Source organism: Sphingomonas tagetis (assembly GCF_024211275.1).
Lineage (GTDB): Bacteria > Pseudomonadota > Alphaproteobacteria > Sphingomonadales > Sphingomonadaceae > Sphingomonas > Sphingomonas tagetis.
The window spans coordinates 317506-336134 of sequence record NZ_JAMLDX010000003.1; the positions used below are offsets into that span (position 1 = coordinate 317506).

The window sequence follows — 18629 nt, forward strand, 5'->3', positions numbered from 1 at the left end:
ATCCCATGATCCTGACGGGCGTTTTCGCTGGGCCGATTGCCGGCCTCAAATATGTCACCCCCAGCTGTGAAGGGGTGACCAGCGCGACGGGCGAGTTCCGCTACCGCAAGGGCGAGCGCATCGCCTTCCTGCTCGGCGACAGCCCGATCGGCTATGCGCTCGGCTGCGAGCGGCTGACGCTGGCCGACATCATCAGCCGGGTCGACGGCAACATCCACAAGCTGATGGATGCTGGCCTCACCAACGTCGCGCGGCTGCTGTGCACGCTCGACCGCGACGGCAATCTCGACAACGGCATCGAGATCGCGCCCGAAGTGCATGCGATCATCGGCAAGCGCCGGATCAACTTCCGTCACGACGTCTCGTTCGCCGGGGCGGCGGGCGATCAGGTCGCGGCGTTCGCCGCCGACCCGCTGGTCGCCGAGCTGCTCGACGCGTGCAACGCCAGCGGGATGTTCACCGCGCGCGCGCCGCGCACGCTGTTCCCCGCGGCGGCGGCGCGCAACGAGGTGCGGCGCAACCTGCTCGGCATCCTGCGCTTCCGCGACGTGAAGGTGCCGCTGGCGAACGGCTCCTATGTCGTTGCCGACATCTTCCGCCCGGCAAAGGACGGCAAATATCCGGTCGTGATGAACTGCGGTCCCTATGGCCGCGCGTTCAACCATCACACCGTCTGCAACGAGGCCGATTTCGAGCATCACGAGGAAGAAGAGGAACGGTATTTCCACGGCAATGCTGACGGGCTGGTGTTCGAAAATCACGAGAGCGTGAACACCGCCGCCTGGGTGCCGCACGATTATGCCGTGATGCGCGTCGACGGACCGGGCATGGGCAAGAGCCCCGGCAAGCTGGCGATCTGGGGTTACAGCACCGCCGAGGCGTATCGCGATGCGATCGACTGGGCGGGCGTGCAGGACTGGTGCAACGGCAATGTCGGACTGTGGGGCATGTCCTATTACGCCATGACCCAGCATCAGGCGGCGGCGCTGGCGCCCAGGCACCTCAAGGCGATGATCGCGATCGGCACCGATGTCGATATGTACGAGGAGGTGCTCTACACCGGCGGCATCCTCAACGAGGAGTTCTTTCCGCACTGGTACAAGGGCGGCGTGCTGCCCGCGGTGTGCGGCGAGCCCGATGCGATCGACTTCATGGCGGTCGCGCGCGCCTGCCCGTTCAAGGACAGCGATCCCGCCGCGATCTTCGGGCCGCGGGGCGAGGTGTTCATGAGCCCCGACATGCGCGGCGTGACGGTGCCGACCTGGACCGTCGCCTGCACCACGCACCCAGCGCATTTCCACCAGCTCGGCAGCAGCGAAGCCTATCTGACCACGCCGACGCCACACAAGAAGATCGACTTCCGCGAGGACTGGTTCACCCGTTCCTATTCGGCGGCGATGGTCGCCGAGCATATGGCGTTCTTCGACCATTGGCTGAAGGGCATCGACAATGGCGTGATGGACAAGCCGCCGGTCACGCTGGAAGTCCGCGCGGGCTATGGTAGCTCCTACGAGCAGCACGAGCAGGAATGGCCGGTCGCGCGGACCGAATACTGCAAATATCATCTCGACCTGTCGCCGTCCGACTGGGCGGGGGATGCGCACCGCAACGACTTCCGGCGCCTGTCGCTGACGGAGGCGGCGACGGCTGGTGAGGCGAGCTATTCGGCGGAAATCCCGGTCGAGAGCCGCACCGGCCCGCCCGCCGCGCTGCTGCCGGTCATGCCACCCTCGGCGCTGTTGCTGTGGAAGACCGGCGTGTCGTTCATCAGCGATCCGGTTGCGGAGGACATGGTCTTCGCAGGGTACAGCAAGGCGAAGCTGTGGGTATCGTCCAGTGCTGCGGACATGGACATCTATGTCACGATCCGGGTGATCGACGCCGACGGCGAGGAGGTCGATTATGCCGGCCCGACCACGATGGGCCTGTCGGTGAAGAATTATCCGCTGGCCAAGGGTTGGCTCAAGGCGTCGCACCGCAAGATCGATGAAGCGCGGACGACCGAGTACACCGTCAAGCACACGCATCTGAAGGCCGACCACGCGCCTTTGCAACCCGGCGAGATCGTACCGGTCGAGATCGAGATCATCCCCAATGTTGCGCTGATCCGTGCTGGGCACCGCATTCGAATCGATATTCAACCCTATGACGGCTTCGGCCACGGCACGCGCCACGGCTATGACGCGAGCTATCACGATGGTGCGACCAACATGATCCATACCGGCCCCGATCATCCGAGCTGGGTCCAGCTCCCGATCGTGCCGAACCGCTGACAGGAGCGACTTGATGACTCTCGAAGAACTGGCCGCGCGCACCGAAATCCACGACGTGCTGCTGCGCTATTGCCGCGGCCTCGACCGGGTGGACATGGCGCTGGTGCGCGGGGCGTTCCACAAGGACGCCTATATCCACTTCCCGGAAAGCCTGCATGTCGGTGGCGCGGAGGGGTTCTTCGCCTTTCTCACCGACGAAATGCCGCGCTTCGACCGCACGCAGCATTTCCTCGGCAACAGCCTGATCGAGTTCGACGGACCCGAGACCGCCTATGTCGAGACCTATCTTCAGGCCGATCATGCCGCGTCCGACCGGCACCACTGGAAGGGCGAGACGGTCAAGCTGTGGGCGCGCTATTTCGACCGGTTCGAGAAGCGCGACGGGGTGTGGCTGATCGCCGAGCGCCGGCTGCTGGTCGACATGATGTACCGCTATCCCAAGGGGAACTGGTTCGACGACCACCCCGACGCCTCGGGTGCCCCACGCGACGGCACCGATGTCGTGCTGAGCAAGGTCGCCGGGTTCGGCGGCACGCCGGTGCGCGCGACGTCGCTGGTGTCGCGATGACCGACGAGGATAAGCTGGCGCTGGTCCGGCAGCATTATGCGCTCAACTATTCGGGCGACCACGCCGCCGCGCGCGAACTGCTGACCGACGATTTCACGATCACGATTCCCGCCTATATGCCGTTCGGCGGTACGTGGACGGGAAAGGACGCGTTCCTCGAGCTGATTCCGCGGGTGCGCGACGCGATCGCGGTGAAGAAGCTCGATTTCGTGGCGACCACGGTGGGCGGCGACTATGCGATCGAACTGGTCGAGTTCACGCTCGATGGCCATGATGGTCCGCCCCTGCCGATATGCGAGATGATCCGCTTTCGCGACGGCAAGATCTGCGAGATCCGCCCGCATTATTACGACCCCTTCCCGATGATCGAGCTGGCGACCCGGCGCATGGCCGCGCAGCAGGACTGACCGGCATGGATCATGGCGTGTCGCTGTCGGTGAGCGGCGGCGTGGCGACGATCCTGCTGGACCGGCCAGTGCGGCGCAATGCGTTGGGGCTGGAAACATGGCTGGCGCTGACGCAGCTGGTCGAAGCGGCGGACGGCGATCCCGCCATCGACGCGATCGTGCTGCGCGGTGCCGGGGGCACGTTCGGCGCGGGCAACGATATTTCGGAATTCGGTGCGCTGCATGGCGATCCCACCGCCGCGATGACGTTCGCGCGGGCCATGGCGGATGCGATGCGCGCGGTGGAAATGGCTACGAAGCCGGTGATCGTGGCGATCGAGGGGTGCTGCTACGGCGCCTCGGTCGCGCTCGCGCTCGCCGGTGACCTGCGGTTCGCAGCAGATGATGCGATGTTCGCGATCACCCCGGCGAAGCTCGGCGCGCTCTATCTGCAGAGCGACCTGCACCGGCTGGTCGCGGCGGTCGGCGCCGGCCAGGCCAGGCGGATGATCTACACCGCCGAGCCGGTCGATGCGACGCGGGCGCTGGCGATCGGGCTGGTCGATGAGGTGGTGCCGGTGGACGGGTTCGAAGCGGCGCTGGCGCGGCTGACCGGCATCATTCGCCGCGGCTCGCCCTTCACGCTGCGCCGGAGCAAGGTGATGCTGCGTGAGGTGGGTCACGGCACGCCGCTGGAGACCGAGGCGAGCCTTGGCGAATTCGTCGTCGCGACACAGGGCGATGACTTTCGCGAGGGGATCGAGGCGTTCCTGAACAAGCGGCAACCCCGTTTCCGCTGACAGACGGTTGACGCGGGCAAATGGCTGCTATACCCAAAGTCACCAGATGACTTGGTAATGATGCAGGAGGGGCAGGGTGGTCGTCCATGTCGTGATCTTCAACTGGCGGGACGGGGTCACGGCGGATCAGGCGGCGGGCTTTCGCGATGCGCTGGAGGTACTCGCCGGTGAGGTCGCGGCGCTTGGCACGATCCGCCACGGCGCCGACCTCGCCTATCGCGAGGGCAATGGCGATTACGCGCTGGTCGCCACCTTTTCCGACCGCGCCGCCTGGGACGCCTATCAGACCGACCCGCGCCACAAGGCCTTTCTCGCCGATTTCGTGACGCCGCTGGTCGCCTCGCGTGTCGCGATCCAGTTCGAGGATAACTGACGATGACCGCCAACGAGAATGTCTTCGCGCTGTTCGAGGCTGCCGCTGCGGCGCATCGCGAGCGGGACTTCCTGATCGTCGAGGGCAGGCCGCTGCTGAGCTATGACGCGATGCTCGACGAGACCGCGCGTGCGGCGGCCTGGCTGCGTTCGATCGGTGTGGCGCAGGGTGATCGCGCGCTGGTGCAAGTGCACAAGTCACCCGCCGCGGTGATCCTGTACCTCGCCTGCCTGCGTGCGGGCGTCACCTTCATTCCGCTCAACACCGCCTATCAGGCGGGTGAGCTCGCCTATTTCCTGGGCGACGCCGAGCCGGCTTTGCTGGTCGCCAGCCCCGGCCTGCCTGCGGAAACGGTCGTGTTTGATGGCGCGCGTGCCGTGCTGACCGGCGCGCTCGATGCCGCGCCCTGGGCCGGGTTCGGCGGCGCGCTGGCGACGGTCGAGGCCAGGCGCGATGAGCCCGCCGCGATTCTCTACACCTCCGGCACGACCGGCCGGTCGAAGGGCGCGGTGCTGACGCACGGCAACCTGTCGTCGAACGTCCGCACGCTGAGCGAGACGTGGCGCTGGCAGGATGACGACGTACTGCTGCATGCGCTGCCGATCTTCCACGCGCATGGCCTGTTCGTTGCGCTGCATCTGGCGGTCTGCAACGCCTCGCCGGTGCTGTTCCACGAGCGGTTCGACGCCGCTGCCGTGATACGGGACTTGCCCCGGGCGAGCGTGTTCATGGGCGTGCCGACCTTCTACACGCGGCTGCTCACCGAGCCTGCGTTCGAGGCGGCGCTCGTCAGCAATATCCGCCTGTTCATCAGCGGCTCTGCGCCATTGCTCGACGCGACGTTCGAGGCGTTTGAACAACGCACCGGCCACCGCATCCTCGAACGCTACGGCATGACCGAAGCGCTGATGGTGACGTCGAACCCCTATGATGGCCCGCGCATCGCCGGGAGTGTCGGGCCGGCGCTGCCGGGCATCGCGGTGCGCGTCGTCGCGGAGGGCGGCAAGCCGGCAGCGGCGGGCGAGCCCGGTGTGCTCGAGATCAAGGGACCGAACCTGTTCGCGGGCTATTGGCGCAATCCCGAAAAGACTGCGCAGGATCACACGCCCGACGGCTGGTTCATCAGCGGCGATGTCGCGACGATGGACGAGGGCGGCGTTGTGCGCATCGTCGGCCGCGCCAAGGACCTGATCATCTCGGGCGGCTATAATGTCTATCCCAAGGAGATCGAACTGGCGATCGACGCGCTCGATGGCGTGGCCGAGAGCGCGGTGATCGGCGTGCCGCATCCCGATTTCGGCGAGGGTGTGGTCGCGGTCGTGGCGCGTGCGCCCGGCCGCGAACTGGACCCGGCTGCCATCAGTGACGCGCTCGCGACCGAGCTGGCGGCGTTCAAGCGGCCCAAGCGCATCATCATCGTCGACGAACTGCCCCGCAATGCGATGGGCAAGGTGCAGAAGGTCGAGCTGCGCGGCCTGCACAAGGATAGTTTCACCGCGGTTTCGGCCTGAGACCGGCGCGACGTTCAGGAGAATCAGGATGCAATTGCCCACACCCGTCTACAAGCCGGCGTTCAACATCACGCGAGCGAGCCATCTGGTGTCGCGCGTCAGCGACCTCGAAGCCAGCCGCGCCTTTTATTGCGAGCTGCTCGGGCTGGTCGTCAGCGACGAGGACAGCTCGACGTTGTGGCTGCGCGGGTTGGAAGAGGCATGCCACCACAGCCTGGTGCTCAAGAAGGGCGAGCCGGCGGTCGAGCGGATCGGCTTGCGCGTGCTGACCGAGGAGGATCTCGACCTGCTCGAGGCGCATTTCCGTGCGGCGGGATTTCCGACGGCATGGGTCGAAATTCCCCATCAGGGCCGCACGCTGCACACCACCGATCCCGCCGGCACGCCGCTCGAATTCTGCGCCACGATGGAGACGCGCCCGCGGCTGTTCGCGCAGGCGGACGCCTATCATGGCGCCTGCGCGCTGCGGCTCGACCATTTCCAGATCGTGACGCCCAAGGTGCGCGAGAGCCTCGACTTCTATAACGGCATGGGCTTTCGCCTGTCCGAATATGTGACCAAGGACGGCAGCCTGGAAATGGTGTTCCTCCAGCGCAAGGGCAATCCGCACGACATCGTCTTCGCCAATCGCGAAGGGCCGCGGTTGCACCATTGCGCCTATCAGGTGCCTGAGACGCATCATCTGATGCATGTCTGCGACCTGTTCGTGTGCCGCGATCAGGAAGGGCAGGTCGAGTTCGGCCCCGCGCGGCATTTCAGCCCCGGCCTTGCCCGCTTCCTCTATCTGCGCGATCCCGACGGGCACCGCGTCGAGCTGTTCCCCAGCCACTATCACACGATCGATATCGAGGAAGAGCCAGTGAGGTGGGAAGCGCCGGGCTTCAAGGCGGGTGGCTGGATCGTCCCGCCCGACCGCTGGTGGAACGACACCATGGCCTTTGCCGAAACGGGACGCTGACCGATGCGGATTGTAGCGCTCAGCCGTAACGGCGGCACCCATTATGGCGTCCGCCACGGCGACCGGGTCACCATCCATCCCAGCGCGGCCTCGGCAGTCGATCTGGCGGTCAGCCCGGCCGACCATCCGGCCGGCGAGGAGGTCGCGCTCGCCGATGTCACGCTGCTCGCGCCGGTCGCGCGGCCGGGCAAGTTCATCTGCATCGGCCTCAACTATCGCCTGCATGCGCTGGAAGGCGGCAATCCGATCCCGGATTATCCGGCAGTGTTCCTGCGCGTGGCGACCTCGCTCGTGGGTCCTGGCGAGGCACTGACCTATCCCGAGGTTTCAGAGCAGCTCGACTATGAGGCCGAGCTGGCCGTCGTCATCGGCAAGACCGCCACCGCCGTCAGCAAGGATGACGCGCTGGATCATGTCGCGGGCTATTCGTGCTTCAACGATGGATCGGTGCGCAACTACCAGCGCCTCTCGACGCAATGGACGATGGGCAAGAATTTCGACCGCACCGGTGGCTTCGGCCCGGAGCTGGTGACCCCCGACGAACTGCCGGCTGGCGCCGCGCCGCTGCGCATCATGACGCGGCTCAACGGCGAGACGATGCAGGACAGCAATACCGGCGACATGATCTTCGATGTGGCGACGCTGATCGCGACGCTGTCGGAAGCGATGACGCTCGAGCCGGGTGACGTGATCGCGACCGGCACGCCCTCGGGCGTCGGCTATGCCCGCAAGCCGCAAGTGTTCATGCGGCCGGGCGATGTGTGCGAGATCGAGATCGAGGGCATCGGCACGTTGTGCAACCCCATCGCGCGGGGCGCGGCATGAGGCATCGCCTGCTCGGCATTTCGGGCAGCCTGCGGGGCGGGGCTTATTCGACAGCGGTGCTGGCCGCTTTCGCCGAAGCGACGGCGGCGGAGGCGGATTGGGACCATGCCGATATCGGCGCGCTGCCGCTGTTCAATCAGGACCTTTATGTCGAGCCATTGCCCGGGCCGGTGGCGGCCTTGCGCGCGCAGATCGCCGCGGCGGACGGGATCGTGATCGTCTCGCCCGAATATAATCACGGCGTTCCGGGCGTGCTCAAGAACGCCCTCGACTGGGCGTCGCGGCCGCATAACGGTTCCCCGCTCAAGGACAAGCCGGTGCTGATCGCGACGTCTTCGCATGCGTTCACCGGGGGCGTGCGCGCGCAATATCAGCTTCGCGAGACGCTCGTGTCGGCGCTGGCGCGGCCGGTCAATACGCCGGAGATCGTGGTCGGCATGGTCAACACCAAAATGACCGATGGCCGCTTCGAGGACGAGACGACGATCGGCTTCGCGCGCGCGGGCTTTGCCAGGATGTTCGCCGAGATCGCGCACGGAGCCGCGCCGCGGTGATTCTCGTCACCTCCGCCAATGGCAATCAGGGCAAGCGGCTGATCCCCAAGCTGCTCGCGGCCGGCCATCGGGTGCGGGCATGCGTGCGTTCCGATGCGTCGGCGCGGAGCCTGAGCGAACTGGGCGTGCAGGAGGTGCTGACCGGCGACCTTGCCGACCCGGAATTCATTGCTCAGGCGATACACGGTGTGGCCGGCCTCTATCATATCGGCCCGACGCTGCACCGCGACGAGCGCGCGATCGGCTTCGCGATGGTCGATGCGGCGCGGTCGGCGGGGGTCAGGCATTTCGTGTTCAGCTCGGTCCTCCACGCGATCACCACCGATCTGATCCAGCACGAGATCAAACGCGACATCGAGGAGCATCTGCTATCCTCGGGACTCGAATTCACGATCCTCCAGCCGGCCAATTATATGCTGCCGCATCGGCTGAAGCCGGTGTTCGAGGAAGGCGTGTTCCGGCTGAGCTGGGCGCTCGACCGCTATCAGTCGATGGTCGATCTGGAGGATGTGACCGATGTCGCGGCGCTGGTCCTGACGCATCCGGCGGACCATGCGGCGGCGACCTATGAGCTGGCCGCGCCGGGCCGCTTCACCGCCCATGATATCGGGCGTGTCCTGTCCGGCGTGCTGGGCCGCGAGATCGCGGTCGAGCGGATCGACCCGGCGGCGTTCATCCGCGCGCGGCTGGGTGATCTCGACCCGGAGGAACTGGCCCACCAGCTGCGCATGAGCGGCGCGATCTCTGCGCGCTACAGCGCACATGACTTCCTCGGCAATCCGAACGTCCTGACCTGGCTGCTCGGCCGCGCGCCAACCAGCTTCGAGGGGTTCGTGCGCCGGGAATATGCCGCTTTCCTAGCGGCGTAGCTCCACCGCCTCGGTCCCGAGCATCGCGCGCGCGTCCGCAACCAGCGCCGCTGCGTCCGTGATCGATCCTGTGCCGAACACGTAGAAATCGGGCCGCACCAGCACCGCCTCCGCGCCGAGCCGCTCGAACCACGCGGCATAGGTGCCGTCGAGATCGGTGACGCCGCCGTCCGGGCCGAAATCGGCGATGACGCCGCCCAGCCGCGCGACGCCTTCGCAAGCGCGCTGGTCGAGCACCGCCGAGCCGTTACGCAGCAGCAACTGCCAGCCGGTGCCGATCACATCGTCGAACAGCCCTTCGCGCCCACCATGCCCGACGCGGCCCTGCACCGAGAGATAGCCCGCATTGGGATCGTCGGTGCGGTAGCCGCCGCTCTCGCCCAGCCGTGGCTCGGGCGGCGGCTTGAGCGCGAGCGCGGGGTCCTTGATCGCCGCCTTCATATGCGCGTCGCGTGCGGCGACCTCGGCGGGGTCGAGCATGCAGATGATCCGGCCCATCTCGACCGCCTGCGTGATGATCTCCTGCACATGCCCGCTGCGTTCGGGGCCGTAGGAGTCGAACAGCGCCTCCGGCGCCTCGCCCTTGAGCACTGCCGCCAGCCGCCAGCCGAGCGCCATCGCGTCACGCATGCCCGAGCACAGTCCCTGGCCGAGGAATGGCGGCATCAGGTGCGCGGCGTCCCCCGCAAGCATCACGCGGCCCTTCTTCCATTCGTCCGCCCAGGCGCCGCGGAAGGTGTAGACCGTATGGCGCTCCAGGGTCGCATTGCCGGGATGGAGATCCCAGCGCGCGAGCAGCTGCCACGCCATCTCGGGCGAGTTGAGCTGCTCGATCGTCTCGCCGGGCAGGCGCATGAATTCCCAGCGCCGTCGTGTCGGCCCGCTGCCGACCAGCGTGTGCGGGCGCGCGGGATCGCAATGCTGGATCACATAGGGTTTCCACACGCGCTTCTCATGCGGCACGACGTCGAGCACGAGCCAGTCATAGCCGAAGCCGAGATCGGTCTCCGCGATGCCGAGCAGGTTGCGCGTGGTGGCGCGTGCACCATCGGCGCCGATCGCGTAGCGCGCCTCGACGGTGATCCGGTCCGCCAAATCCTCGGTCGCCGCAAATTCGAGCGCGACATGGCCGTCATGTTGCTCGATGCTGACAAGTTCCCGCCCGCGATGGATGCTGACCAGCGGCGAGGCCTCGAGCTGCTCGGCGAGCATCCGTTCAAGATCGGGCTGGTAGAACATATTCATCTGCGCGAAGCCCGACAGGCCCGGGCGGTTCCAGTCGATCTGCAGGATCGTCTCGCCCTTTGCGTCGAAGAATTCATAGGTCTTGTCGGGACCGATCACCGGATCAAGCAGCGGCTCCATCGCCTCGGCGAGCCCTGCGCCCTGCAACTGACGGACGATCTCGTGATCGACCCCGCACGCGCGCGGCAGCGGGTAAAAGGTCGGCCAGCGTTCATACAACGCGACGGACACGCCCCGCTGCTGGAGCAGCAACGCCGTAAACAGCCCGACCGGGCCGGCGCCGATGATCGCCACGTCAATCATATCTATCCTCTTCCCACCCGGCGCTTGACCATGCCGCTGAACATCTACTAAGTCACCATGTGACCTTGTCAATCTTCTTGTGATCGGATTGAGCTGATGGATGTGGTGAGATTTGCCGACGCGCCATTTTACACGGCGCCGGATCATGAAGCGGTCGAGGCGCGGCGGCTTCAGGGCGGTGAGGCGAGTTCCGCCGACTTCGCGCTGGTCGGCTATTCGACTTTTCCCGCCAGCGCGCGCGTGCCGATGGGGGCGGGGCCGATCGGCAAGGTCTATGTCGTCACGCAAGGCACGCTGACGATCGAGCAGGCCGACGGCGAACGGCACGTGCTGAGCCAGTGGGACAGCATCTTCATCGCCGCGGACGAATCGCGCGCGGTGGTGAATGAGGGCAGCGAGCCGGCGGCCATGATCGTGGTCACGCCACCGCCGCAACATTAAGGTGAATCGGGCGCGCTCTTCCTGCCACGTGCCGGAGCGACGTGCGCTGCTGCTCACGCCGGAACGCGGGCGCGTCCGCGCGCTGGCGGTCGAGCTTCACGGCAGCGGTATGGATGCGGCACGGCAGCGCGCGATCAGCGGGCTCGCCGATCTGCTGCTGGCGAACGATATCGCCGTGCTGCTGCCGCAAGCGGCGATCCCGTTTCAGCTGATGCCCGACCTGCAAGCGGGCTTCGCCTGGCACATTCCCGGCGCGCCGCTCCCCGACGCTTCCGACCTGGCGGTTCCGGCCAGCGACGATTTTGGCTGGATCGATGAGCGGGTGGCCGCCGCACGGTCCGATCTCGGTCTCACCGATGCGCCGCTGTTCCTCGCCGGCTATTCGGGCGGCGCACGGCTCGCCTCGCATCTGCTGGTCAAGAGCCGTTTGCCGTGGACCGCAGCCGGGCTGGTCGCCGGGCTGCGGGCGGTCGCGGGGGATCGCGCCCCGCCGCCGACCATCGCCTTTCATGGCCTCGACGATCCGATCAATCCCTATGGCGGAAGCGGCTACATGCGCTGGGATATCGGGATGGATGAGACCTGCGCGCGCTATGCCGCGGCGCAGGGGTCGGGCCTGCTCGACTTCCATGCACTGCCCAATGCGGCGCACGCCTGGCCGGGCAGTTCCGATCGCGAGCATTTGCGGCTCTTCGGCCCCGACGGCGAGGACTTCGATGCCTCTGCGCTGATCGCGGCCTTCTTTATGCGCCACATGGCGCGCAACGGACGGGATGAATAACATGGGCATTCGCGTGCTGCGGCCGGCCTTCATGCAATATCGCCACGCGTCGCTGGCCGAGGCGGAGCGGTTCCTGACCGATTTCGGCTTCCTGCCATGCGGGCGCGAGCCGGGGGCGATCTACTTCCGCGGCGTCTCCGCCGACGGCTATTGCTATGTCGCGCATGAGGGCGAGCCGGCGTTCGTCGCCGGCGCGTTCGAGGTCGCCGATGTCGCGGTGCTCGAGGAAGCGTCGCGGTCGATCGAGGGCGCCTCGCTTGTGCGTCCGCTGCCGGGGCCGCAGGGTGGCGCCTGTGTCGAGCTTCGCGACCCCGACGGGTTCCGGATCGACCTCGTCGCGGGGCGCACGCCGCTCGCGCCGCTGCCCGAGACCGACGCCGCCGTCGTCAATTTCGGCGACCGCAAGCAGCGCTTCGGCCAGTTCCAGCGCTTCGAACGGCGGCCCGCACGCGTCCGCAAGCTCGGGCATTTCGGGTTCAACGTCAGCAGCTTCGAAGCGACCTTCGCCTGGTATCGCGACAATCTCGGCATGGCCGCGTCGGACACGCTGCATGCCGGGCCGCAGGAGAAGGACATCGCCGCGTTCCTGCGCGTGGCGCAGGGCGACGAGTGGGTCGATCACCACAGCCTGTTCTTCCTCGAATCGCCGGCGACGCACGTTCACCATTGCTCGTTCGAGGTGCAGGACCCGGACGAAGTGATGATGGGCAGCGAGTGGCTCAAGGCACAGGGCTGGACGCAATTCTGGGGCGTCGGGCGCCACATCCTTGGCAGCCAGGTGTTCGATTACTGGCGCGACTGCTCGGGCTTCATGATCGAGCATTATGCCGATGGCGACATCCTGACCGAAGCCCACCAGCGCGAACGGCACGACGTCGCCGACGAGGCGCTGGCGGTATGGGGTCCGCCGCCTCCGCCTGATTTTCTTGACTGAAATCCAATGGCGACAGATTGCACTTGACGAGTTAAAGACACCAAGTCACTTTGAGTCGAAGATCAAAACATCTTGGGAGGGATATGATGCGCAAGATTCGGATGGGGTCGAACCCGCGGCGGCAACTCGGCACCTGGTTCGCGGCCGGTTCGTCACTGGCACTCGCAGCCGTTTTCGCCGCGCCGGGTGTCGCGCAAGCCGAAACCGCCGATCCGGCGCCGGTCGCCGCACCTGCACAGGACGCCGATGCCGGTGACGGCGCGCAGATCGCCGACATCGTCGTGACCGCCCGCCGCGTCGAAGAGCGGCAGCAGGACATTCCGGCCAGTGTGGCCGCGATCACCGGCGACGAACTGGGTGGCATGGCCTCGCTCGCCGATATCCAGTCGAAAGTGTCGGGCGTGACCTTCCAGGTGATCGGCCCGGTGCCGGTGATCGGCATTCGCGGCTTCGGCAACCGCTCTGCGGCGGGCAACCCGTCGAACTCGGCGGTCGGCATCTTCCAGGACGGCGTCTTCGTCGCGCCGACGCTGTCGACCGTGATCAACCGCACCGATACCGAACGCGTCGAGGTGGCCAAGGGGCCGCAGAGCACGCTCTATGGCCGCGCTTCGTTCACCGGCGCGTTCAACATCGCCACCGCCGATCCCGCAAAGGAATTCTCGGGCTATCTCGATGCCGGCGCAGGCGTCAGCTCGACCCATGGCGACACGATGTGGCGGGTGCAGGGCGCGGTGTCGCTGCCACTGTCGGACACGCTGTCGGTACGCCTCTATGGCCTTGCCGAAAAGCGCGAGGGCTATGTCTATGATCCCGTCACCGACATTCACTCGGCCGGCTATGACCGCCAGATCGGTCGCATCCGCGTGTTGTGGGAGCCGAGCGACGCCGTCGCGATCCGCCTGACCGGCGCGATCTACCGCGACGATCTCCCGCTGCCGTTCGTCACCGCCGGCCTCGTCCGCGCGCCGCTCGGCCAGTCGGTGGTGTTCGCCAACCCGGCCAGCGCCGCTTCGCGCGCCGCGCTCGTCTTCGCGCCGAACGTGTGGCGGGGCCAGCTGCAGACCGAACAGCATGGCAAGATCAGGGGCGAGCAGGTCACGCTCGACATGCGCTTCCAGACGCCGTTCGGCGAGTTCGCCTCGCTTTCGGACTATCAGCACTCGACGCTCGATCCATTCTTCTCGCTCGACAATACCCGGCTCAACTGGGCGAACGGGTCGAGCCCCTATTATGAGAAGCGCTTCTCGCAGGAGCTGCGCGTGTCGGACAAGGCGGGGCCGTGGAACTACATCTTCGGCGTGTACCTGCTGCATTCGGACGTCGAGCAGGGCGGCGGCAAGATCTTCGACACCACGCGTCCGTTCGCGAGCTTCATGCCGGGATCGGTCCAATATGATCTGGGTAACGTCAACGCGCTCTACCAGCCGTCTTATACCGAGACCTTCTCCTACGCCGCGTTCGGCCAGGTCGGCTATGACATCACCGATCAGCTCAACCTCAATGTCGGGCTGCGCTGGGGGCGGGACGAGATTTCGGGAACGGCCGGTGTCGCGATCCGCAACCGGCTGGCGAACCTCGTCATCCCGACCGTGCCGATGGTCTATCGCGCCGCCAACTTCAACGCGGTCACCGGCAGCGCCAATCTGAGCTACAAGATCACGCCCGCCGTGATGGTCTATGCCAGCTACGCCAAGGGCAATTCGCCGGGCGGACTCAACACCGGCGCGGTCGCACGCATCAACTATGGCCCGCAAAATGTCGATGCCTATGAGCTGGGTCTCAAATCGCAGTTTCTGGACCGGCGGCTCCAGCTCAACGTCGCGCTGTTCGACAATGAATATAGCGGACTTCAGCTCGCGCAGAACATCATCGTCAACGGCGCGATCACGCCGATCATCAGCAACGCCGCCAAGGCGCGCGGACGCGGCGTCGATCTCGATGCCACCGCGGTGGTCTCGCGCAACCTGCGCCTCGGCCTGCAATACACCTATGTCGACTCGAAGATCACGCAGTACAGCCTGCCCGCGCCGCCTTCGCCGCAGGTCAATTTGACCGGCGTGCCGCTGGTGCGTTCGCCCAAGCATTCGCTCAACGGATCGGTCACGTTCAGCCATGATGTCGGGCCGGGCACGTTCGAGCTGACCGCTCAGGAAACCTATTCGTCGAGCTATACCAACGACTATCAGGGCGTTCCGGCCGGCACCGCCTATCCCGGCATTCCCGGCGTGCTGCCGGCGGGCACGACGACGAGCCAGGTGCTCGGCCTGTACCGGGTCAAGGGCTATGCGCTGACCAACCTCAATGCGAGCTTCAGCTGGGGCAATTTCGAGATCCGCGGTTCGGTCCGCAATCTGTTCAACAAGCAGTATATCGCGACCGCATTGGCGTTCGACATGGTCACCGTGCCGCTCGAAACGCCGGGTGCGCCGCGGACCTTCGAGGCTTCGGTCAGGGTCAAGTTCTGACCGGGGCAGGGGCGCGGGCCGGACGGTCCGCGCCTCACCGGCCTGATCTGCGTTTTTCCGACGTGTCGTGGCAGGTTTGCCGCGCCAATGACGAGTGAAAGCAAGAGTGTGATGTCCAACCCTGTCGCCACCGGTATTTTCGCCGGCCCCATCGCCGGATTGAAGTACCAGACGCCGACGCTGGCTGGCGTCACCGGCTCAGGCGGCGAGTTCGACTATCGCGCGGGTGAGGCCGTCGCCTTCTCGGTCGGTGGGCTGGTGCTGGGCGCCACGGCGGGCGCGCCGCGAGTCAATCTCGTGCAGCTCGTCAACCGCGTCGCGGGCAAGATCGACAAGCTCCATGATCCGGCCGTCACCAACCTTGCGCGGCTGGTGCAGTCGCTCGCCCAGGACAGCAATGTCGAGGCTGGGGTGACGATTTCGCCCGCGGTCCATGAGGCGATCGGCGCGACGGTCATCAATTACAGCCAGGACGAGGCCAGCTTCGCGGCTGACCCCGCGGTGACGGCGCTGCTCGACAAGCTCAACGGCATAGCGGGCGCGTTCGCCGCCCCGCGCACGCTGCGTCACGCCGCCGCGGCCCGCAATCAGCTGCGCCGGGACATTCGCGGCATCGTCAAGATGACCGATGTCCGTATCCCGTTGCGCGATGGGTCCTATGTCCTCGGCGACGTGTTCCGACCCGCCGGGGACGGGCAATATCCGGTCGTCCTCAACAAGGGCTTTTACGGCAAGGCCTTCTACCACGAATGCATTTGCAGCGTGGACGACGCGCTCGAGAAGGAAATCCTCGAGGACCGCTTCTTCTCCGGCAATCCGGATGGGCTCCAGTACGAGAATCACGAGAGCGTCGATTCATCGGTGTGGGTGCCGCAGGGCTATGCCTGCGTCCGCGTGGATGCGCGCGGCGTCGGCAACAGCCCGGGCATCCAGTCGCCGTTGAGCGTGCAGGAAGCCGAGGATTATTACGACGCGATCGAATGGGCGGGGACTCAGCCCTGGTCGAACGGCAATGTCGGGCTGTGGGGCATGTCGTACCTCGCCATGACCCAGCATAATGTCGCGAGTCTCCAGCCGCCGCACCTCAAGGCGATGATCGCGCAGGGCACCGACGCCGATATCTACAACGAAGCGATCTATGGCGGGGGCCTTTTCGGCGAGGGCTTCTGGACCTGGTGGCACCAGATCTGGTCGGGCAACAACTGGTGCGGCGAGCGCCGCGAGACCGACTGGATGGCGCGCACGCTAGCGACGCCGTTCAACGACCCTGCGGCCTATGGTCCGAACGGGTCGATCTTCATGCGCCCCGACCTGTCGAAGGCGACCGCACCGGTGTGGATCACCGGGCCGCAGACCGGCGTCACCATCCACCAGCTCGGCAGCAGCGAGACCTTCATCCACTCGACCGCGGCCAAGGCGCGCCGCTTCGACTTCACCGACGCGTGGTTCCCGGGCTGCTACAGCGAAGCGACGACCGCCGACCATGTCCGCTTCTTCGACCATTGGCTCAAGGGCATCGACAATGGCGTGATGGACGAGGCGCCGGTCCGCATCCAGCTGCGCACCGGCGACGGCGCGCATCAGCTGATGCACGAGCGCGAATGGCCGATCGCGCGCACGCAATATCCGCGCTGGTATCTCGATGCCTCGCCTTCGGACTGGCCGGGCGACGGGCTGCGCACCGACTTCCTGCGCATCACCGATCGGCCGCCCGAGACGGCGGCAAGCGCCAGTTACGACGCGCATCTCGACATCGGGCACCCGATCCCGGCGCCGCTCGGCCGCATTGGCGGCACGCCGCGCGGATCGACCGGCATCAGCTTCGTCAGCGAGCCGATGGCCGAGGACATGGTGCTGGCCGGCTATATGAAGGCCGGCCTGTGGGTGTCCTCGACGCATCACGACATGGACGTGTTCGTGTCGCTGCGCGTGCTCGACGAAACGGGCCGCGAGATCCGCTACGAAACGCCCGTGATGCCCAACGATCCGGTGCATATTCACCCGGTCGGCCATGGCATTCTCAAGGTCTCGCACCGCAAGCTCGATGAGGCCCGCACGACCGATTACTGGCCGGTCCCGTCGCATCTCGAAGCGGACCATGCGCCGCTCAAGCCCGACGAGATCGTCGCAATCGAGGTCGGCCTGTACCCCAGCAGCGCGCTCATCCGGAAGGGCTGCCGCCTGCGCATCGATATCCAGCCCTATTCGCCGGCGGGTATTCCAGTGCGCGCCTATGATCCCAGCTATCATGTGGGCGCGGCCAACACGGTACATACCGGCCCCGATCATCCCAGCTATATCCAGCTTCCGATCGTGCCGGCCAGATGACCGCCGGCGTGCCTTCCCCCAACATCGTCCAGATCGTGCTGGGCAGCGACAATCTGCCGCTCGCCAAGCATCTCTGGTCGACCGTGCTCGGCTTCGCGCCGGCGGGCGACCGCATCACCTATACCCGGCACAATGGCCAGGTGATGGGACTGGGCGAGTGGGGCGGTGCGGCGATGCTCTACATGGTCGGCCGGCAGGAGCTGCTTCAGCTCGAATTCTGGACTCACAGCACGCCGCCACAGCGGGCGCTGCCCGTTGACTGGCAGCCGAACGATATCGGCTTCTGCCGCCTGGGTATTTCGGTGCCCGATTTCGACGATGTGCTGGCGCGGCTCGGCGAGCTCGGCGTCGCGACGATCACGCCGCCGGTCGAGGCCGATGGGTTGCGCCGCGTGTGCTTTCGCGATCCCACGACCGGCGTGCCGGTCGAGATCATGGAGGAGGGGGCGGCGCTTCCGGGCGAGCGCGACCGCTATCACGATGCGGAGCCAGCGGTGGTCTATGCCGCGGTGTCGGTGGCCGATCTGGACGCGGCGCTCGCCTTTTTCGGCGATGTCGTCGGACTCGAACGAAGCGATGTCACACTGCATTCGGCCGATGACGAGGGGCTCTGGGGGCTGCCCGATGCTCAGCGCCGGGTGGCGACGTTGCGCGGCGGCACGGTGTTTCTGGAGGTCGTCGAATATCAATCGCCTGCGGGCGGCAGTCCGGCGGACGACCGGCTCGACCGGCAGGGCTTCAAGACAATCGCGGTCGGCCATCGCGACCCCGCGCTGACCGGCGGGGTGTTCGAGCGCGTCAGGGCGGCTGGGTTCGGCTGGACCGTCCCCGAACCCGCCTCGTTCATCGGCGGCAACCATGCGATTGGTGTGGTGACGCACCGGTTGAAGACGCTGTCGGTGCCGCACGAGGTCGAACGCCAGTTCGGCTTCTCACCCGAACCGCAGAAATGGTGGCGTCCGCCGGCACATGCCGCGGCCGAGCCGCATCAAATTCACAGGAGTTGACGATC

Annotated in this window: 17 protein-coding genes; 16 read left to right on the forward strand and 1 reads right to left on the reverse strand. The window is 66.4% G+C overall.

The window, feature by feature from the left end:
* Positions 1 to 5 precede the first annotated feature (5 nt).
* The 10 genes from M9978_RS06065 to M9978_RS06110 all read left to right on the forward strand — a co-directional run bounded on the left by M9978_RS06065 (position 6) and on the right by M9978_RS06110 (position 9117).
* A complete protein-coding gene (locus M9978_RS06065; RefSeq protein WP_254292102.1) occupies positions 6 to 2273 on the forward strand; it encodes a CocE/NonD family hydrolase in 2268 nt (755 codons plus the stop codon).
* A gap of 13 nt (positions 2274 to 2286) precedes the next feature.
* Positions 2287 to 2841, forward strand: a complete 555-nt coding sequence (locus M9978_RS06070) for a nuclear transport factor 2 family protein (RefSeq protein WP_254292103.1) — start codon at positions 2287 to 2289, stop codon at positions 2839 to 2841.
* Complete coding sequence (locus M9978_RS06075; protein WP_254292104.1) at positions 2838 to 3248, forward strand: nuclear transport factor 2 family protein; 411 nt, start codon at positions 2838 to 2840, stop codon at positions 3246 to 3248. The genes M9978_RS06070 and M9978_RS06075 overlap by 4 nt, the downstream gene beginning before the upstream one ends.
* Positions 3249 to 3253: 5 nt before the next feature.
* Positions 3254 to 4027: an enoyl-CoA hydratase/isomerase family protein gene (locus tag M9978_RS06080; protein ID WP_254292105.1), complete on the forward strand. Its 774-nt coding sequence runs from the start codon at positions 3254 to 3256 to the stop codon at positions 4025 to 4027.
* A gap of 76 nt (positions 4028 to 4103) precedes the next feature.
* Positions 4104 to 4400 carry a Dabb family protein gene (locus tag M9978_RS06085; protein WP_254292106.1) on the forward strand — a complete coding sequence of 99 codons (297 nt, stop codon included), beginning with the start codon at positions 4104 to 4106 and terminating at the stop codon, positions 4398 to 4400.
* A 2-nt stretch (positions 4401 to 4402) separates the two neighbouring features.
* A complete protein-coding gene (locus tag M9978_RS06090) occupies positions 4403 to 5911 on the forward strand; it encodes an AMP-binding protein (RefSeq protein WP_254292107.1) in 1509 nt (502 codons plus the stop codon).
* 28 nt (positions 5912 to 5939) lie between these two features.
* Positions 5940 to 6869 carry a VOC family protein gene (locus tag M9978_RS06095; protein ID WP_254292108.1) on the forward strand — a complete coding sequence of 310 codons (930 nt, stop codon included), beginning with the start codon at positions 5940 to 5942 and terminating at the stop codon, positions 6867 to 6869.
* Positions 6870 to 6872: 3 nt separating this feature from the next.
* The gene (locus M9978_RS06100; RefSeq protein WP_254292109.1) at positions 6873 to 7694 is read left to right on the forward strand and encodes a fumarylacetoacetate hydrolase family protein; all 822 of its coding nucleotides are present in this window, start codon (positions 6873 to 6875) and stop codon (positions 7692 to 7694) included.
* Positions 7691 to 8248: an NADPH-dependent FMN reductase gene (locus M9978_RS06105; protein WP_254292110.1), complete on the forward strand. Its 558-nt coding sequence runs from the start codon at positions 7691 to 7693 to the stop codon at positions 8246 to 8248. The genes M9978_RS06100 and M9978_RS06105 overlap by 4 nt, the downstream gene beginning before the upstream one ends.
* Positions 8245 to 9117: an SDR family oxidoreductase gene (locus M9978_RS06110; protein WP_254292111.1), complete on the forward strand. Its 873-nt coding sequence runs from the start codon at positions 8245 to 8247 to the stop codon at positions 9115 to 9117. The genes M9978_RS06105 and M9978_RS06110 overlap by 4 nt, the downstream gene beginning before the upstream one ends.
* Here the strand turns inward: M9978_RS06110 and mhpA are convergent.
* Positions 9106 to 10665 carry a bifunctional 3-(3-hydroxy-phenyl)propionate/3-hydroxycinnamic acid hydroxylase MhpA gene (mhpA, locus tag M9978_RS06115; protein ID WP_254292112.1) on the reverse strand — a complete coding sequence of 520 codons (1560 nt, stop codon included), beginning with the start codon at positions 10663 to 10665 and terminating at the stop codon, positions 9106 to 9108. The two genes, M9978_RS06110 and mhpA, sit on opposite strands and share 12 nt — an antisense overlap.
* A gap of 96 nt (positions 10666 to 10761) precedes the next feature.
* On the opposite strand from mhpA, the gene M9978_RS06120 reads away from it, so the two are divergent.
* The 6 genes from M9978_RS06120 to M9978_RS06145 all read left to right on the forward strand — a co-directional run bounded on the left by M9978_RS06120 (position 10762) and on the right by M9978_RS06145 (position 18624).
* Positions 10762 to 11106, forward strand: coding sequence for a cupin domain-containing protein (locus M9978_RS06120; protein WP_254292113.1), 345 nt, complete (start codon positions 10762 to 10764; stop codon positions 11104 to 11106).
* A gap of 28 nt (positions 11107 to 11134) precedes the next feature.
* The gene (locus M9978_RS06125; RefSeq protein ID WP_254292114.1) at positions 11135 to 11887 is read left to right on the forward strand and encodes a CE1 family esterase; all 753 of its coding nucleotides are present in this window, start codon (positions 11135 to 11137) and stop codon (positions 11885 to 11887) included.
* 1 nt (position 11888) lies between these two features.
* Entirely contained in the window at positions 11889 to 12821 is a 933-nt protein-coding gene (locus M9978_RS06130) for a VOC family protein (protein ID WP_254292115.1), read from the forward strand.
* 86 nt (positions 12822 to 12907) lie between these two features.
* Complete coding sequence (locus tag M9978_RS06135) at positions 12908 to 15289, forward strand: TonB-dependent receptor (RefSeq protein ID WP_254292116.1); 2382 nt, start codon at positions 12908 to 12910, stop codon at positions 15287 to 15289.
* A gap of 111 nt (positions 15290 to 15400) precedes the next feature.
* Complete coding sequence (locus tag M9978_RS06140) at positions 15401 to 17617, forward strand: CocE/NonD family hydrolase (protein WP_254292117.1); 2217 nt, start codon at positions 15401 to 15403, stop codon at positions 17615 to 17617.
* A complete protein-coding gene (locus tag M9978_RS06145) occupies positions 17614 to 18624 on the forward strand; it encodes a VOC family protein (protein WP_254292118.1) in 1011 nt (336 codons plus the stop codon). The genes M9978_RS06140 and M9978_RS06145 overlap by 4 nt, the downstream gene beginning before the upstream one ends.
* The last annotated feature ends 5 nt before the right edge of the window (positions 18625 to 18629 follow it).

Bases quoted from the DNA above. Each gene is read 5' to 3' on its own strand.
- M9978_RS06135 (WP_254292116.1), top strand. From the start codon at position 12,908: ATGCGCAAGATTCGGATGGGGTCGAACCCGCGGCGGCAACTCGGCACC.
- M9978_RS06120 (WP_254292113.1), top strand. From the start codon at position 10,762: ATGGATGTGGTGAGATTTGCCGACGCGCCATTTTACACGGCGCCGGAT.
- M9978_RS06065 (WP_254292102.1), top strand. From the start codon at position 6: ATGATCCTGACGGGCGTTTTCGCTGGGCCGATTGCCGGCCTCAAATAT.
- M9978_RS06140 (WP_254292117.1), top strand. From the start codon at position 15,401: ATGTCCAACCCTGTCGCCACCGGTATTTTCGCCGGCCCCATCGCCGGA.
- mhpA (WP_254292112.1), bottom strand. From the start codon at position 10,665: ATGATTGACGTGGCGATCATCGGCGCCGGCCCGGTCGGGCTGTTTACG.
- M9978_RS06070 (WP_254292103.1), top strand. From the start codon at position 2,287: ATGACTCTCGAAGAACTGGCCGCGCGCACCGAAATCCACGACGTGCTG.
- M9978_RS06100 (WP_254292109.1), top strand. From the start codon at position 6,873: ATGCGGATTGTAGCGCTCAGCCGTAACGGCGGCACCCATTATGGCGTC.
- M9978_RS06075 (WP_254292104.1), top strand. From the start codon at position 2,838: ATGACCGACGAGGATAAGCTGGCGCTGGTCCGGCAGCATTATGCGCTC.
- M9978_RS06145 (WP_254292118.1), top strand. From the start codon at position 17,614: ATGACCGCCGGCGTGCCTTCCCCCAACATCGTCCAGATCGTGCTGGGC.
- M9978_RS06080 (WP_254292105.1), top strand. From the start codon at position 3,254: ATGGATCATGGCGTGTCGCTGTCGGTGAGCGGCGGCGTGGCGACGATC.
- M9978_RS06130 (WP_254292115.1), top strand. From the start codon at position 11,889: ATGGGCATTCGCGTGCTGCGGCCGGCCTTCATGCAATATCGCCACGCG.
- M9978_RS06095 (WP_254292108.1), top strand. From the start codon at position 5,940: ATGCAATTGCCCACACCCGTCTACAAGCCGGCGTTCAACATCACGCGA.
- M9978_RS06105 (WP_254292110.1), top strand. From the start codon at position 7,691: ATGAGGCATCGCCTGCTCGGCATTTCGGGCAGCCTGCGGGGCGGGGCT.
- M9978_RS06090 (WP_254292107.1), top strand. From the start codon at position 4,403: ATGACCGCCAACGAGAATGTCTTCGCGCTGTTCGAGGCTGCCGCTGCG.